The 16063-nt window shown below is 46.6% G+C and carries 15 protein-coding genes and 2 pseudogenes; 7 read left to right on the top strand and 10 right to left on the bottom strand.

Annotated elements, in window-relative coordinates:
- The 8 genes from mads5 to R7040_RS21520 all read right to left on the bottom strand — a co-directional run bounded on the left by mads5 (window position 1) and on the right by R7040_RS21520 (window position 8447).
- Window positions 1-1410, bottom strand: coding sequence for a methylation-associated defense system restriction endonuclease subunit S MAD5 (gene mads5, locus R7040_RS21555; protein ID WP_248364594.1), 1410 nt, complete (start codon window positions 1408-1410; stop codon window positions 1-3).
- Window positions 1407-2063 (bottom strand): methylation-associated defense system protein MAD4, encoded by a 657-nt coding sequence (gene mads4 / locus R7040_RS21550; protein ID WP_248364596.1) that lies wholly within the window; start codon window positions 2061-2063, stop codon window positions 1407-1409. The genes mads5 and mads4 overlap by 4 nt, the downstream gene beginning before the upstream one ends.
- 2 nt (window positions 2064-2065) lie before the next feature.
- Complete coding sequence (gene mads3 / locus R7040_RS21545; RefSeq protein ID WP_153644075.1) at window positions 2066-3361, bottom strand: methylation-associated defense system AAA family ATPase MAD3; 1296 nt, start codon at window positions 3359-3361, stop codon at window positions 2066-2068.
- Entirely contained in the window at window positions 3358-5412 is a 2055-nt protein-coding gene (gene mads2, locus R7040_RS21540) for a methylation-associated defense system DNA methyltransferase MAD2 (protein ID WP_153644074.1), read from the bottom strand. The genes mads3 and mads2 overlap by 4 nt, the downstream gene beginning before the upstream one ends.
- Window positions 5412-5639, bottom strand: a complete 228-nt coding sequence (locus tag R7040_RS21535; protein WP_041588353.1) for a helix-turn-helix domain-containing protein — start codon at window positions 5637-5639, stop codon at window positions 5412-5414. Before R7040_RS21535 ends, mads2 begins: the two co-directional genes overlap by 1 nt.
- 148 nt (window positions 5640-5787) lie before the next feature.
- Window positions 5788-6711: a WYL domain-containing protein gene (locus R7040_RS21530; protein WP_153644073.1), complete on the bottom strand. Its 924-nt coding sequence runs from the start codon at window positions 6709-6711 to the stop codon at window positions 5788-5790.
- A 317-nt stretch (window positions 6712-7028) separates the two neighbouring features.
- Entirely contained in the window at window positions 7029-7328 is a 300-nt protein-coding gene (locus tag R7040_RS21525) for a hypothetical protein (protein ID WP_153644072.1), read from the bottom strand.
- A 213-nt stretch (window positions 7329-7541) separates the two neighbouring features.
- Window positions 7542-8447, bottom strand: a complete 906-nt coding sequence (locus R7040_RS21520; RefSeq protein ID WP_226083532.1) for a 3'-5' exonuclease — start codon at window positions 8445-8447, stop codon at window positions 7542-7544.
- Window positions 8448-9086: 639 nt separating this feature from the next.
- On the opposite strand from R7040_RS21520, the gene umuD reads away from it, so the two are divergent.
- From umuD to R7040_RS21500, 4 genes and pseudogenes are all read left to right on the top strand, one after another.
- Entirely contained in the window at window positions 9087-9536 is a 450-nt protein-coding gene (gene umuD, locus R7040_RS21515; RefSeq protein WP_226083534.1) for a translesion error-prone DNA polymerase V autoproteolytic subunit, read from the top strand.
- A 7-nt stretch (window positions 9537-9543) separates the two neighbouring features.
- Window positions 9544-9777, top strand: a pseudogene (locus R7040_RS21510) (DNA polymerase V subunit UmuC); the annotation flags it as partial.
- 387 nt (window positions 9778-10164) lie between these two features.
- On the top strand, window positions 10165-11379 hold the full coding sequence (locus R7040_RS21505; RefSeq protein WP_008844762.1) for a tyrosine-type recombinase/integrase: 1215 nt from the start codon (window positions 10165-10167) through the stop codon (window positions 11377-11379).
- Between the two features lie 4 nt (window positions 11380-11383).
- Window positions 11384-11923: a hypothetical protein gene (locus tag R7040_RS21500; RefSeq protein ID WP_180824602.1), complete on the top strand. Its 540-nt coding sequence runs from the start codon at window positions 11384-11386 to the stop codon at window positions 11921-11923.
- Here R7040_RS21500 and R7040_RS21495 read toward each other — a convergent pair.
- A pseudogene (locus tag R7040_RS21495) lies at window positions 11912-12895 on the bottom strand (DUF4158 domain-containing protein); the annotation flags it as partial. The gene R7040_RS21500 and the pseudogene R7040_RS21495 overlap by 12 nt on opposite strands.
- Before the next feature lie 470 nt (window positions 12896-13365).
- On the opposite strand from R7040_RS21495, the gene sul2 reads away from it, so the two are divergent.
- From sul2 to R7040_RS21480, 3 genes are read left to right on the top strand one after another with little or no spacing between them, the layout of a single operon-like run.
- Window positions 13366-14181, top strand: coding sequence for a sulfonamide-resistant dihydropteroate synthase Sul2 (gene sul2 / locus R7040_RS21490; protein ID WP_001043260.1), 816 nt, complete (start codon window positions 13366-13368; stop codon window positions 14179-14181).
- Window positions 14182-14241: 60 nt separating this feature from the next.
- A complete protein-coding gene (gene aph(3'')-Ib / locus R7040_RS21485; RefSeq protein ID WP_001082319.1) occupies window positions 14242-15045 on the top strand; it encodes an aminoglycoside O-phosphotransferase APH(3'')-Ib in 804 nt (267 codons plus the stop codon).
- Window positions 15045-15881: an aminoglycoside O-phosphotransferase APH(6)-Id gene (locus R7040_RS21480; RefSeq protein ID WP_000480968.1), complete on the top strand. Its 837-nt coding sequence runs from the start codon at window positions 15045-15047 to the stop codon at window positions 15879-15881. Before aph(3'')-Ib ends, R7040_RS21480 begins: the two co-directional genes overlap by 1 nt.
- Here R7040_RS21480 and R7040_RS21475 read toward each other — a convergent pair.
- Window positions 15853-16063 (bottom strand): hypothetical protein (locus R7040_RS21475; RefSeq protein WP_206926156.1); only part of this gene is annotated, 211 nt, incomplete at its 5' end. The two genes, R7040_RS21480 and R7040_RS21475, sit on opposite strands and share 29 nt — an antisense overlap.

Below are 16063 nucleotides of genomic sequence, written 5' to 3'. Positions count from 1 at the left end.
TTAATGCTTTGGTGCTGCAGCTTCTATTGCGTCTTCAACCATTTTTACAGCTTCTTTCTCTAGCTGTTGGGCTTCAGCGGCCAGTCGACCAGCTTGACGAACCATTTCTCCGATTCGGGCTTCTTCATCTGCGCTCATTCTAGGTAGCTTTATGGCTAGAATGTCATTTATAGACAGAAATGGAACTGAGCTACCTGCTGCACCACGAATTAACTGACGATACCCAACATCTGTGCAACACAAAAAGGCATAAAGATAGCCAGCGTCGACGCTTAGGTTTGTAACTCTTAACTTAAGTACGTGAGGCGATACACAAGCTCCATCAAATCTTGAATCTGCCCAAACTCCCGTACCAATAATCCCACCGACTTGCCCGCTTCTTGCGATTAACAAATCTTCTTCTCGAGTCTGCCACACCTCATCACCTTTCAATGATTTTCTTAGCAAAAAGCGCTCTGGTGTAACATCTGCTCTGAATATCTCTCCACTTGTAAAGAAAGGAACGCCGTAGTCTTCACCGGTGAATATTTGCTTCATCCGATTACCTTCAAGTGCTTGGATACCCAGCTCTGCAAGACTATTTTCAGCACCAGCTTTTTCAATCAGCTCATCACTCAATTGAGCAATTTGGTCGTGATAAGTTGCATCCATACGTTTTTGAACTAACGACGATGAAGCTGCTGAATGAGTAAAAATGCGATGAGATAAGGCGAGTTTATTTGGAAAACTAAAATGTTTGTTGATAAGCTGCCCTGCTTTTTTCAATAATGCATTAGATTCAGTTCGATTATCACCACACTTATTTATTAGCTCATGCGCTTTTTCCTCAAGTTGCTTATCAACAATTGGGACAGGCAAATTAATTACGTGATGAGGCTCAATATGCTGAATAATTGCTCCGTACGTCGAACTGACTACAAGTGGGACACCGAATTTACTTCTCAGATAGCAGTACAGATATCCAGGGAATATTTTCTCTGGATCGGGAACAACCCTCATAACATGCTCTGAACAAGCGTGGCCATCCATTTCCTGTCTAGCTAAAGTCATTCTCCCGATGGTTCCAGACCTAGTGATCAGAACCCAATCTTTGAAAACTCTGAATAATGGTTTGCGACTTACCTGTTCTTTGGATATCAAAGGTAATCTATCTAAATTGGCCTGAATAATATCCACACTTCCCATGAAAGGAACGCCATAACGCTCTTCCTTTACCCAAACTCGACCTTCTCTCCCCGCATGAAAAGCACCTTTAGCTCCATTTACTAAAAAGTCTTTTAATTCCTTCTTAGGCAATAAGCAGTCGTCAATTATTTTTTCCGCCTCTTTAGCTCCAGTCATGTAAGGACCACAATCTAGGCGTCGCCCTTCATCACTCAGCCAATTACTTGGTATGGTTTTTATTCTCATGCGTAAATCCTCGGATACCAAGCCTGAATCTGATGCAATAAGCCATTAAACGACTCATCTTCACAACCACGGAAAGACACGTCTTTGGCAATGCGCTTAAACAGCTGCGAGTGGGTCTTTTTCCGCCCCCAGTTTTGACCTCTAACTGCATCAATCGCCGCTTTTGGATCGGCAGGTTTGAGCGCTTCCGCATCCCAAAGGTTTCTTTCTTGCAACCAAGCTCTCAGGCTGCCACTAGCACCTGGATAATCAAATACTGACTCAATTCGTCGGGTATCCGCTTGCCACATTAATACTTCCAACTCTGGGTTTAACGCCATGACAAAAAAGCGCTCGTCAGGCCAACCTGCGGCACGCATATTGGCTTTAATCTTTTCACAGAACTGCTGGTAATTCATTGTTTGTAGGTTGTCATTAAACGCAAAATCGACCATAACAACCGCGTAGTTATGGGTATCAACATAGCTTTTCAGTAGGTTATGACCATCTTGATAAACACCCGGATCTTTTCTTGGGTGTTTGATTAAATCTTGCTTAGTGTCGAATTCAAATCTGGCGCATTGCAGTCGTGTATCAAACGCCGGATTTTCGAAAAAGCCTTCTACGGTGGCTTGCATTTCACCGTCGGCTACTAAAAAAACAATATCTCTCATGATTATTCCAACACTCCGGCCGCAAATAGGGTTCCTAAATCCACTTCGCCCTTCCATGTTTTTAGGCGGGGGTGTTCATGGCCTTTTAATACTTCTGTTGCGCCGTCTTGGTTAAAGCGCATGGTGATGATTTGCTCTACTTCGGTATTGGCGAGCACCACAGGTGAGTGCGTTGATAACCACAATTGCGTATCAGAGGTGAGCTTTAACGCTTCTAACACCGCATCAATTGCCTTAGGGTGAATACCGTTTTCAGGCTCTTCTAAGGTGATGATCTTAGGTGCATTTTGCAAATACGGGATAATTGTCAACGCTAATATATGCAAAGTACCGTGCGACAAGCCACTCGAAGGCACCACCATACCGTTGCTATAGGTTACTTCTAGGTAACAAAAGCTATCATCGATACGTTGCTTGGCTTCAATTTTAGTAATAGAGGGCAGCGCCATTTGCACCAACTCTAACCATTCGTTTAAGCCTTCGGGATCGCGCTGCTGCAAGGCATGTACTTGCCAAGGTAAACTACTCCCGTCCGCTTTAAAGGCGTGTTTATCTCTTGGCGATGCAGCTAATCGCATTGCAGGCCATTGTGGCTCGTAGCAATGTGAGCCTTGTATAAGAAACTCTTGAAGCCATAGCGCTGCGGGGTATAAATCATGGTCAGCAGGTAGCGCAGCCAAAGCCAATTGGCTATCTCGTAGTCCAAATTCAAGGATGGATGATTTTCCAGCTTGATACTCTGCCTGGTATTTAACCTTGGTACCTAAACTGCGCGATAACACCTTAAACCAAGGCGCACTGCGCCTGAAATCATCTACGCCAATAAGACCCATGCCATGTTCGGGGCGCAACTCATTATTTGGAAAAAGCGTTAAGTGCTCTTCTGTAACTTGAAATTTATGCTGGTTGATTCTGAACGATATTTCGTATCGCGCAGTATCGGGTCTTAATTCACTTTTCTGGAACTTATTCTGCCAGGCGTCGCTCGCGCCTCTTAACAGTTCCTCAATAACTGAAGGAGGCAAGCTCACTTCTAGTGCCAAGATAAAGTACTCGCCTCGAAGCTGATGAACGACTTCTTTGGCTGCTTCTGCGCGAGCACGCTCTCTACCGTTGGTTGGTTTAAAGAACGCATCGTTTATATCCGACACATTCAGTAAATCACCAAACAAAGCTGGGATATCAAGTAACGTTGTTTTACCTGAACCATTAGAGCCTGCAAATACATGCTGCTGCTCTAATGCTAGGTCCAGCGTATTAAAGCAACGGTATTTGTAGGCCTCTATTCTTGAGATCATACTGATGGCTCCGGATTGCTAGCACGAAACTCTTTCCAGGCTTTAGCAATTTTTGGCAGGTCGTCATCTAAAATTTTGCTACGACGCTTCAGCTTACGCACCACATTGTGGCCGTTGATGCGAATACGCTCTTCAACTTCTTCTTCGATAACTTTCTCTTCGCCGTCTGGGTGACGCTCATACAGCGTATTACCACGACGATCAAAGCCTACTTTTTCTGCAACTGCCATAAATACCGGGTATTCGGGCTCTCCACCGATGGCAATAGCATCTTTTTCAGTATCAGTTTTCTTTTTCAAGAACAGCAGGCTAGTTAAGATGTTTACGTTAGCTTCAACGATAAATGACTCAACAGGTAAGTCGACACAACCAAGCACCCAGCACTCTTGCATTAACCACCAGCGAATATACTCGTCACCTGGGTTACCTAGAATGCCGTCGGGTAACACGATACCCATACGTCCGCCTTGCTTAAGCCATTGCACGCAACGCTCAATAAACAAAATTTCGGGCGAAACTGCATCTTTACGGCGCTCTGTTTTTCTAAAGCCGCCGTTTTCAGTGCGCTCCCACACATAGGCAAGGTCGTATTGCTCTAGAATCTGCTTGTCGGTAACTGGGATATCGGAACCAAACGGTGGGTTAGTTAAGATCACATCAACACTGCCGTCTTTACCGCTGGAATCGCCAACAGGAATCGTTTTCTTGGCGGGGTCTACGCCCTTTAAATGTCCGTGTGGGTATTCCAATGAGTTCATGTGGTAGATGTTAGCCATGGCATTACTTGCCATCACCACGTTCATTTGCGATGCACGGCACAGGAAGGGGTCAAAGTCACAACCAAACAGATTGTTTTCGGCAAACTCTTTAATTTGTTGCTGAATAGAAATAAATTCTTCGGTGGTTTCAGCTGCCAGGCTAATAGCTTCTTTTTCTCTTAGCTGCTTGTTGATGAAGCTCAGGGTCTGCTCTAGGAAACCACCTGTACCGCATGATGGGTCCAGCACTTTTTCATGTGGTTGCGGTGCCATCATTTCGACAATAAGCTTGATTGCACCGCGAGGTGTAAAGTACTGACCACGGTCACCACGTAGGTTATCACCCACCACTTCTTGATAGGCTGCACCTTTGGCGTCCATTTCAGTACGGGTAAAGTCGTACTTAGCAAGTTCAGAAACCATGAATGCCAAAGCCCGATCTGACAAAGTGATATCTTCGTTGCCAGCAAAAATTTCTGGATAGGCTTTTTTTACCTTTTCAAATAGGGGGTTAATGCGTGCTCTGATTCTCTTACGACCTTCGTCGTCAAACTGCTCAGTTGGTGATGCCCAAAACTCACGGTCTCGATTGCCGATGCGCTCATCATACATTTTAGAGAATATAAGGTATAAGAACTGCCAGAATGCCGCATCTTTAGGCATACCTTCGTTACCGTGAATAAAATTATGACAACGACGGAATGCAGTAAGTAGCATCTCACGGTCAGCGGTTCTTAGCTGTGCGTTTGATGCAACGTCTCGACTCCCCAAAGTCTCATCTGCTAATGGCCAATCGCCAACTGCGTTGAACTTGGTATCGAATCGCGACTCTTCTTTTTCAACAAAGAAAAATTCGATGCCGTTGGTCCATAAACCCCACTGGCACTTTTCTAGCAGGTACTTATCACCAACCTGTTCACGCATCATATCCTCCATCAACTGAAGGTCTTTATGCGCTTGATCGTGATCACGCATTTTTACTGCGGATTTTTTGCCTTTTTTCGGCTCTTTATCACAGATAACAATGCGGCGGATATTTTCAGGAATATGCTCAGAACCATGCTCGAAAATGGCGATATCAATTTTCTTCTGCTTACCATCAATCTTAACTTTTACATCAAGCTCCATATCTTCAGCGCTGATGCCGTATTCATGGAACAAGGCGCGTAAGGTTTTTTGACGAACCAATTCTTTAGGTGTTTCTTTGATAGGATTATTCGTTAGGTAATCCAGCATCATGCCATCTTCGATGGCGAGTACTTCTGATGGCTTTTTATCGTTGGTTGTTGTCATTACTTGTTCTCATTAAATTCGGTTTCTGCTGGCGATTTTTGTAATAGATCTTGGATTTCACAATCAAACAAATCACACAGCTTATCGAGCGCCTCTAAGTCCACCTTGAGCGCGGTTTCTTTGTAAAGTAGCGTGACTGTTGTGCGGCTTAGGCCGGTTTCTCGCATCACGTCGCTAATGCGCATTTTTCTCTCACCCATTAATCGGGCTAGGTGGCAGCGGATCATGCTCTCTCCACGGTGTTTTCTTAACCATAAAATTGGGGCTTTATCACTGTGCACAACCTACCACAAATATGATTTTTCTCAATTTATTTGAGTTAAAATCAAATAATTGAACTTTTCAAACAATAATCTTCATGATTTACTGGTTCGATTAACTTGTTCTTCCCGGTGCAATGCTTAAGTTTGTGACACCATAAAGTGCTTGGCTGTTACGCAACCAAAGCTGATACTCAAAGCCAATTAATGAGTGCTCCGTAGAACAATCCACATGCCATTGGCGAAGCAAATACCCAGCAGTTGCCGCTCTAATCTCAACCTTTAGAACGCCACCCGTCATGCCATAATCCAGTTCAATCGCTTCGCTGTGCTCTATGCGTGGGTGCGGCACTAACTCAAGCTCTACAAAGCGATTCCATTGCCGGTCCTGGGTTTCTAGTTCAGCTTCAGATAACCTTGAGTCTTCAAGTACAACCGCTGCTTTAATTCGGGTCAGCACAAAGTCACGGAACTCAGCATGCTTGCGGTCAAAACCACGAACATGCCAACGCAGGCCATTGTCCACCAGCGTATGCGGAACAATTTCACGCGTAGTTTCACCACTCGATAACGACACATAGGTGATGCTCAAGGCTTTGCCTTTGTGAATGGCCTCGGTGACTTTCGCTACTATAGATAAACTGGGCTTGTTAAGGTGATAAGGCGCTTCACAAGCCAGTGGTGGTTTTACCTTTCCAGTAAAGCCATCTCCGTATCCTTGGCTAATGGTTGCCAGTGTTCTCACAACGTCATAGTCGAACAATGGGGCAAAAGCTTCACCACGCTTATGCAATTTGAGCTTTTGGTCATACTCAATGTTGCCTGGCGCAAGCTCTCGGTAAAGGGTGAAGTCTTTCGTTGCTTGTGCAGCGGCTATGCTGAAGCGATCGACTAAATCCGCCCGTACCGCTTCTCCCTTAAACAATAAGGTGAAATCGATGTGGGCAATGCGATCCCTGGTTGCTTGTGGCAACTGCGCTATCTGTGAAAGCCTATCTGACTTCGCCACTACCGTTTGTTTCAGACCATCATTTGTCATGCGTCTTGTTTATCCAATTCAACCAGTTTCTTAAAACTCTGTTTATAAAGTACGGTCAGACATCGCGTAATCACATTGAATAGTGTCACTCAATGCTGCTCTTTATCCGCAATGACTTAGCAGTCTCTACCGGTTGAAGCTGAACAGATGGCCATAAAACACTGAATAGGCTTCAACCTAATAAATTTTATCAGGTATCATCCTATCACAAATTATTTTGTAGGGAAGACTAAGCGGCAACTTTTTGATCTAGATTGCAATTGCCGCTCAGGTATGGGCGTGAAGAAATTGTTTCATGCCATTGCTGATAGCCGCTATCAATGCGCTACCCGAACCAATGGCACCACGATGTTACCGCGATGAGATACCCCTTTGTCCGTCTCTGTAGACATCAGGGCTCGTTGCTCACTCTCCCGAATGCGCCTGGCAACTTCTGCCTGGGCTGGTAGCAATGGCAGCATCCCTTCAGCAATCGCGTCTGGGGCAGACTCTTGGCCACAGGAAATTAAGTGCTTCCATGGATCTTTAAGAAAGCGCTCGAACGTGATGCCAAATTCAATGATGCGGGCAGAGACGAAGATTTCGCCCCAGTATTCAATGTAGGTGTCTTGGTACATGGAAAGATTCCTCTTGTAGGTTATATACCCTGCCTACTTGCAGCCGCAGCGGTGTTACCTGCATTCGCTCACCCCAATCACATAGAAGATCTATGCTCATGGGGACTCGCTCACTTGCCGCCTAGCTGCAACACCAAGTAGTTTGGGTATAACGTAAGTTCACTTTCCATTTTCCAGAGGTTTTCAAATATGCAAGGCTTGCCTTATAAAAAGCTAAAGCGCTTTAAATCGATTGCGGGCATCTTTGTAGTCATAGTGGGCATGTTCTGAGCCACGATGGTACAAATCATCCAGGTAAGCTTGCTCCAGCGGCAGCTCGTCTTCGCTGATTTCGCGCCACCAATGTTTGTTGGCACCTTTAACACCGTCATGCCAACGGTAACCGCGCTCTTTTAAATAGTCCTTTACGTCAAACGGCGCACCAAACGCACGAACTAATACAGTTCGCCTGTCTGCTTCAGACAACAAGTTTGCAACGGACTCGGGCAACAAATAGAACAACCAGGCCATCGCCAAACAATCGGTTGCAGCTCGGTGTCCTTCATAGAACCAACCTAAGCGAAGCAGCAGGTACTCAAGCTTTCTACTTTCAAAGCCCAGTGCTTTCCAATCTATGCCACTGGCTGAACAGGCCCAAGATAGATGGCCTAATGCAGCAAACCGCTTTTCAAAGAAAGGACGATCAAACTGTGCATTGTGTGCAACCACCAGCGGATCATCGGATAACCAACTCGCTACAATTGCATCATCAATGCGCTGGCCTTGCACCATATCATCGGTGATACCGGTTAACTCGGTGATCAGCTCGGGGATTGGCTTGCCGGGATCTTCATACAGGCTGATCACATCAACAATCGACACAATCCGCATAGCTGATGGGCTGTAAAGCACCTTAACCATACCAAGCTCAATAATGGACTCGTCATCGGCAGACAGTCCGGTTGTCTCTGTATCGAGCAGCACCATTGGCTGTTCATCACCGACCACAGGAGAAAGTTCAAGTGGCCAGGACTGCGGTTCACGCGTTAATGGAATGCGCTCCAGCAATCTAAAATCTTCTGGTCTTTCTGGGATCTCCGCGAGGCGCTCTAGCGGAAATGGCGCAGGGGCTCTTGTCATTGATGGTTCCTCTTCAATTCTATTGTTCGCTTTGGGTTATTTCACTGTGCCACAGGTTTTTCAAAATGCACCTTGGATACCTCAGCGTTTTTTTAATCTTTCTACTGGGTGAACCCATGTATGAAGGCTTTGGCTAAGCCTTTCAGAAAGCCTTAGCTAAACCCTTTAGGTAACCCTTACCAATACCCTTTACGTATGGCTTAGCCAACCCCTTTTCAAACGGTTGAAAAAGGCTTTAACTGAGTTCGACTGAGCATTTTAATGATGCTCCTGACTTCCCTTTAAGCCAGTAAATTCAATACGAAACAGAATTTTACTAACTGTTTTGAAACCCTTTGCGAAGGGTCCAACAAGCCTTGTCTGACGGTTACTTGACCCATGCGTTAACCAGTAGCAGTAACAGGATCAGTAACAGAAACAAGAGCAGTAGGCAGAAGCAGTATTGTCCAAGCCTTGCAGGCTTTGACGAGGGCGAGCAATCCCCACATCAAGCTTTTCAACACAAGAAATAAATCACCCACGACACAACGTCTTACTCGAACAACTACAGTTTTACCTACAATTTTACTTGTAGAAATCAGCATAGCATTAGATACTGTATAAACAAACAGTATTAATTATGATTTTTCGAGGTTCGTCATGAGTGTCTCGCTGATAGGCCGTAGCGGCGCACTTGTCTTCATCAAAGCCAAGCGCCTTCGTATTCCATTGTTCATGGAACGTGTTTCTGCTGGTTTTCCTTCACCAGCGCAGGATTATGTTGAGCAAACGCTCGACCTCAACGAGCTGTGCATCAAGCGACCGGCTGCAACGTTCTTTGTGCGTGTTGAAGGTGATTCAATGATTGATGCCGGGATTCACCCAGATGATATTCTGGTGGTTGATCGCTCTGTCCAAGCCGAACACGGTGACATTGTCATCGCTGGCATCCATGGTGAACTCACGGTAAAGGAGCTTCAACTAAGGCCGTGCGTCATGCTGATCCCAAGAAACCAGGTGTATGAGCCCATTCATATTCCTGAAGGGACAGAGTTAGAGATATTTGGTGTGGTCACCAATGTGGTGCGAAACATACGCCGTAAGTCGTGACTATCCCATGCCAGTATTTGCCTTGGTGGACTGCAACAACTTTTACGCCAGTTGTGAGAAGCTGTTTCGTCCTGATTTAAAAGATACGCCGATTGTGGTGCTGTCCAACAATGACGGCTGCGTGGTTGCACGGTCGCGTGAAGCTAAGTTACTCGGTATTAAAATGGGCGTACCCGTCTTTCAAATCAAAGCTGAAATGCAGCGCCATGGCATTTTGGCATTCTCGTCCAACTATGCGCTTACAGTTGGGAAATACTTTAGACATCACATGTTGTAATGTTTCAGGTTGTATAAATTAGACGTCGAGATGAGGGGTGGTTACAATTTTTACTATTGGTTAAGAAATATCTTGAAAAAGTAGATGTATGAACGCGTAACCCCCTGGGGGAAGGCTTAGCAGTGTGAATAACGGATGATTTAGGTGTTAATGTGATTGAACAAAATAGGTCGTTTCCAGATGACTTCGGCTTTGACTATTGTCTTATGTGGATTAGTACGGAGAAATATCCCTCATTTATAAGTAGGCCACACCCTGACAGACAGTGGCGAGATCATCCATGACGTTAGGGACAACTCAAAACCATTTGCTCATAAACTTCCAATTTTAATAGACCCCGATGGTATCAATGTGGTGCCAGTGAATCTATATCTTCACTCTTTGTTGGCAGATCCAGATATATCCTCCGATAAGACGATTCAATCCCATGCAGTTGCGTTATTGAGCTTCTATCGGTGGTTGAGCACGGAAATCCCCGAACATACACACCCAAGGACTGGCCTTCTGGTTGATGAAAAACCTCCGTTAACAATATATGACTGCACCGAGAAGGTAGAGGAAAGTCCAATCGTGAGATATCGAGACTATTTATTGGAAAACCTTTATACCAAGGATGAAACTGGAAAAGTCGGTGGTTCTCCAAGTACAGCCTCTAACTATGTTTTGAAAGTTGTCAATTACTTCATCTTCCTTCATCGCCAGCGGATCATTTCAATCAGCAAAACCTTTCGACCATTTGAGTTTAAGGCAAAGACTGTTCGCATAAGCAACAAAGGAAACAGAGCACAACATGAAATGCTCTCACATCTCAATCGCAGTCACAGTAAGGAAATTATTGTATACACCACAGGTCTCACTAGACCATTTAAGAACATAAAAAAACCTCAAGATGCTGATATTCGAGAGCTTAACCCACTTCGTGAAGATGAAAAACAAGAGCTTTATAAACACCTTGATATTGAAAATTCATCTGACACTAAAGCCCTAATGGTGTACTTAAAAACTGAAACGGGATTGAGATTGGAGGAATTAATAACATTTCCTGCCTCTGTCGTGGACAAGCCAAAAGCTAAAGTAGTTAAGGTGCAAATTGGTGAGAATATTAACGGTTGCTTAACCAAGTTCAAAAAAAACAGAACAATTGAAATCCCAGCCAGTGTCATGGATCTGTTGTACGAGTACAAGTTAAGTAAGGCGAGGAAGAAGGCTATTGAAAAAGGATTACTTCGCCATAACCACTTATTCGTTAAATCGAATGGCAATATCTACGCTCCAAACACCATTCAAAAGTATGTGGAAACTATCCGCAATGATTTGACACACTGTGGGCTTGATATTTATTTTGCCCCTCATGACTTACGAGCCACTTTCGCAACCGACTGGCTGTACAGCAAACATATGGAAACAGGTAAGCCCTTCGAGGCTTTGTTACAGGAGCTGGCTGATTTGATGGGGCATGAAAGCACCTCTACCACTCAAAAATACGTTAACTACATGAATGACAATAAAACATGGTTGGAATTCGCTCAGCGTAAAAATCAATTCGCACAACAATCGCTGAGGTGATGATATGGCAAAAAGTCGATTAGCAGCATCGAGAAATCAAAATAAATCACCCGCTCCGCCGATTACTAAGAAAAATGTTACTTCATTAGATTTGATCGTTGATATACGGCCAGAAGGGGTGCTAAACAGCACAAGACACAATTTTATTTATTGGTGTCATGAACAGTGTGATCCCAAAAAACCATTAGCTAAACCCTCTCGACTGGAAAGAATGCAAAAGCTAAAAAGATGGGTTGATCAAGAGAAGAAAAATGAAACCAATGCATGGTCTCTAGTAGTTAAATTAAGCGCCTTAAAGACTTACATTGCATTTTGCGACATTAAGAAGTTCGACCCTTTTAGTCAGGCTGGATATCTTTATTACGCTGGTAACTCAGGTGAGTTACGGCGCTTAGTTGACATTGCTAGTGAGCCTAAAAAATACCAATTTCAGTATCATAATGGTGAAGAGTTTGGTTTGTTGGAATCCTCAGCTCTTCAAAAAAAGATGAATCTCGACTCGATGCTTCCAGTGCTTGATTTTGATGTGTCAGTCCGCGGCTGACTGCCAGGACAGGAACACTGCTTGTTGTGCAAAGGTGTTGGCAGCTTCTTGTTGCTTGCGGATATGGTAAATGAACCCATCAGTTAACCGTTCCAGTGCCAGTTGTATCCGCTCTGTCAGGTGACATAGCAACCATAGATGCTGCTGTGCGCGTTTGAATCGTTTGAGTTTACTACCGTAATAGTTGATGAGCTCACCGAAGTGTTGTCGATTTTTAAGAGACAGATTAAGCCCATCGATAACGCCATTGATTTGCGTGCGCCATGGCGCTAACTGATGATAAAGGGCAAGCTCTTTTTTAAGTTCAGGTACGGTCAGACTTTTTGCACCGCCTCTGAGCTGGTTCAGGCTTAGTCCGTCATCAATGGCTGTTATGCTGTCCAGAAAGACGTGAAGTTCAGGACTGGTGAGTTGATTAAGTTGGTGCGCCAGGTCTTTTCTGACCTGCTGCATCGCTCTGCTTATCAGTCTCTGGAGTACGGTGTACCTAGGGATAGCAATGCTGTGACTGGTTAGGAATTCAATAGCAGTATCAAAGAGGTAACGCGGCTCCAGCCAGGCATTGCCCACCTGAACAAGGTGGTCGAAAAGAGAATTGAAGTGCTGACTTTCGTCCCATTTGTGATAACCAGCAAGGTCTAATACTTTTGCGTAGAGTCGATCTTTTTGTTTTTGTGAGGGAGTGAATGGTCTGAGCCCCTTGCCGCCAAGCAGCTCTTTACTGATGAACATTAAATCCTTAGAAACCTGCGAGTAAGCGATATCTAGGATGACGGGCTTTGATTTGAAGTATCCCAAAATCGCGACAAAGTAACATCTATGAGCTCTGAGACGAATTGACCGAAAAACTGCCAATTCCGCATCGTTCAGAGAAAAGTACAGACGTTGTTCTTCGATTGAAAAAATGGGTGGGGAATAAAGATCTGCCTGTTCTGCTCTCGTGAGAATAGTAATTTCGTTTTTGATGGCCATATCAGGGCTGTTCCGTATTAAATGTACGATATTTACCTAATTTGCCACACTTATAAGTAGTAACCCACCTCCGCAGCCATTTATTGGTGTGGTCTACAGAGGATTAAGTCTTTTTAGAGGGGAAAATCCCTAGAACCCCATCTCCAAACATATCAAGCGTGTCTGTATCCCACTCTATTGTAAACAAGACATTTTTATCTTTTATATTCAATGGCTTATTTTCCTGCTAATTGGTAATACCATGAAAAATACCATGCTCAGAAAAGGCTTAACAATATTTTGAAAAATTGCCTACTGAGCGCTGCCGCACAGCTCCATAGGCCGCTTTCCTGGCTTTGCTTCCAGATGTATGCTATTCTGCTCCTGCAGCTAATGGATCACCGCAAACAGGTTACTCGCCTGGGGATTCCCTTTCGACCCGAGCATCCGTATGAGACTCATGCTCGATTATTATTATTATAGAAGCCCCCATGAATAAATCGCTCATCATTTTCGGCATCGTCAACATAACCTCGGACAGTTTCTCCGATGGAGGCCGGTATCTGGCGCCAGACGCAGCCATTGCGCAGGCGCGTAAGCTGATGGCCGAGGGGGCAGATGTGATCGACCTCGGTCCGGCATCCAGCAATCCCGACGCCGCGCCTGTTTCGTCCGACACAGAAATCGCGCGTATCGCGCCGGTGCTGGACGCGCTCAAGGCAGATGGCATTCCCGTCTCGCTCGACAGTTATCAACCCGCGACGCAAGCCTATGCCTTGTCGCGTGGTGTGGCCTATCTCAATGATATTCGCGGTTTTCCAGACGCTGCGTTCTATCCGCAATTGGCGAAATCATCTGCCAAACTCGTCGTTATGCATTCGGTGCAAGACGGGCAGGCAGATCGGCGCGAGGCACCCGCTGGCGACATCATGGATCACATTGCGGCGTTCTTTGACGCGCGCATCGCGGCGCTGACGGGTGCCGGTATCAAACGCAACCGCCTTGTCCTTGATCCCGGCATGGGGTTTTTTCTGGGGGCTGCTCCCGAAACCTCGCTCTCGGTGCTGGCGCGGTTCGATGAATTGCGGCTGCGCTTCGATTTGCCGGTGCTTCTGTCTGTTTCGCGCAAATCCTTTCTGCGCGCGCTCACAGGCCGTGGTCCGGGGGATGTCGGGGCCGCGACACTCGCTGCAGAGCTTGCCGCCGCCGCAGGTGGAGCTGACTTCATCCGCACACACGAGCCGCGCCCCTTGCGCGACGGGCTGGCGGTATTGGCGGCGCTGAAAGAAACCGCAAGAATTCGTTAACTGCACATTCGGGATATTTCTCTATATTCGCGCTTCATCAGAAAACTGAAGGAACCTCCATTGAATCGAACTAATATTTTTTTTGGTGAATCGCATTCTGACTGGTTGCCTGTCAGAGGCGGAGAATCTGGTGATTTTGTTTTTCGACGTGGTGACGGGCATGCCTTCGCGAAAATCGCACCTGCTTCCCGCCGCGGTGAGCTCGCTGGAGAGCGTGACCGCCTCATTTGGCTCAAAGGTCGAGGTGTGGCTTGCCCCGAGGTCATCAACTGGCAGGAGGAACAGGAGGGTGCATGCTTGGTGATAACGGCAATTCCGGGAGTACCGGCGGCTGATCTGTCTGGAGCGGATTTGCTCAAAGCGTGGCCGTCAATGGGGCAGCAACTTGGCGCTGTTCACAGCCTATCGGTTGATCAATGTCCGTTTGAGCGCAGGCTGTCGCGAATGTTCGGACGCGCCGTTGATGTGGTGTCCCGCAATGCCGTCAATCCCGACTTCTTACCGGACGAGGACAAGAGTACGCCGCAGCTCGATCTTTTGGCTCGTGTCGAACGAGAGCTACCGGTGCGGCTCGACCAAGAGCGCACCGATATGGTTGTTTGCCATGGTGATCCCTGCATGCCGAACTTCATGGTGGACCCTAAAACTCTTCAATGCACGGGTCTGATCGACCTTGGGCGGCTCGGAACAGCAGATCGCTATGCCGATTTGGCACTCATGATTGCTAACGCCGAAGAGAACTGGGCAGCGCCAGATGAAGCAGAGCGCGCCTTCGCTGTCCTATTCAATGTATTGGGGATCGAAGCCCCCGACCGCGAACGCCTTGCCTTCTATCTGCGATTGGACCCTCTGACTTGGGGTTGATGTTCATGCCGCCTGTTTTTCCTGCTCATTGGCACGTTTCGCAACCTGTTCTCATTGCGGACACCTTTTCCAGCCTCGTTTGGAAAGTTTCATTGCCAGACGGGACTCCTGCAATCGTCAAGGGATTGAAACCTATAGAAGACATTGCTGATGAACTGCGCGGGGCCGACTATCTGGTATGGCGCAATGGGAGGGGAGCAGTCCGGTTGCTCGGTCGTGAGAACAATCTGATGTTGCTCGAATATGCCGGGGAGCGAATGCTCTCTCACATCGTTGCCGAGCACGGCGACTACCAGGCGACCGAAATTGCAGCGGAACTAATGGCGAAGCTGTATGCCGCATCTGAGGAACCCCTGCCTTCTGCCCTTCTCCCGATCCGGGATCGCTTTGCAGCTTTGTTTCAGCGGGCGCGCGATGATCAAAACGCAGGTTGTCAAACTGACTACGTCCACGCGGCGATTATAGCCGATCAAATGATGAGCAATGCCTCGGAACTGCGTGGGCTACATGGCGATCTGCATCATGAAAACATCATGTTCTCCAGTCGCGGCTGGCTGGTGATAGATCCCGTCGGTCTGGTCGGTGAAGTGGGCTTTGGCGCCGCCAATATGTTCTACGATCCGGCTGACAGAGACGACCTTTGTCTCGATCCTAGACGCATTGCACAGATGGCGGACGCATTCTCTCGTGCGCTGGACGTCGATCCGCGTCGCCTGCTCGACCAGGCGTACGCTTATGGGTGCCTTTCCGCAGCTTGGAACGCGGATGGAGAAGAGGAGCAACGCGATCTAGCTATCGCGGCCGCGATCAAGCAGGTGCGACAGACGTCATACTAGATATCAAGCGACTTCTCCTATCCCCTGGGAACACATCAATCTCACCGGAGAATATCGCTGGCCAAAGCCTTAGCGTAGGATTCCGCCCCTTCCCGCAAACGACCCCAAACAGGAAACGCAGCTGAAACGGGAAGCTCAACACCCACTGACGCATGGGTTGTTCAGGCAGTACTTCATCAACC

This window comes from Vibrio sp. 1069 (assembly GCF_033340555.1).
Note: the sequence above shows the minus strand (reverse complement) of the source record. Positions and strands in the feature narration are given on the sequence as shown.

Excerpts from the sequence above, each read along its gene's own strand:
- mads5 (WP_248364594.1), bottom strand. The coding sequence starts at position 1,410 with ATGAGAATAAAAACCATACCAAGTAATTGGCTGAGTGATGAAGGGCGA.
- mads4 (WP_248364596.1), bottom strand. The coding sequence starts at position 2,063 with ATGAGAGATATTGTTTTTTTAGTAGCCGACGGTGAAATGCAAGCCACC.
- mads3 (WP_153644075.1), bottom strand. The coding sequence starts at position 3,361 with ATGATCTCAAGAATAGAGGCCTACAAATACCGTTGCTTTAATACGCTG.
- mads2 (WP_153644074.1), bottom strand. The coding sequence starts at position 5,412 with ATGACAACAACCAACGATAAAAAGCCATCAGAAGTACTCGCCATCGAA.
- R7040_RS21535 (WP_041588353.1), bottom strand. The coding sequence starts at position 5,639 with ATGATCCGCTGCCACCTAGCCCGATTAATGGGTGAGAGAAAAATGCGC.
- R7040_RS21530 (WP_153644073.1), bottom strand. The coding sequence starts at position 6,711 with ATGACAAATGATGGTCTGAAACAAACGGTAGTGGCGAAGTCAGATAGG.
- R7040_RS21525 (WP_153644072.1), bottom strand. The coding sequence starts at position 7,328 with ATGTACCAAGACACCTACATTGAATACTGGGGCGAAATCTTCGTCTCT.
- R7040_RS21520 (WP_226083532.1), bottom strand. The coding sequence starts at position 8,447 with ATGACAAGAGCCCCTGCGCCATTTCCGCTAGAGCGCCTCGCGGAGATC.
- umuD (WP_226083534.1), top strand. The coding sequence starts at position 9,087 with ATGAGTGTCTCGCTGATAGGCCGTAGCGGCGCACTTGTCTTCATCAAA.
- R7040_RS21500 (WP_180824602.1), top strand. The coding sequence starts at position 11,384 with ATGGCAAAAAGTCGATTAGCAGCATCGAGAAATCAAAATAAATCACCC.
- sul2 (WP_001043260.1), top strand. The coding sequence starts at position 13,366 with ATGAATAAATCGCTCATCATTTTCGGCATCGTCAACATAACCTCGGAC.
- R7040_RS21480 (WP_000480968.1), top strand. The coding sequence starts at position 15,045 with ATGTTCATGCCGCCTGTTTTTCCTGCTCATTGGCACGTTTCGCAACCT.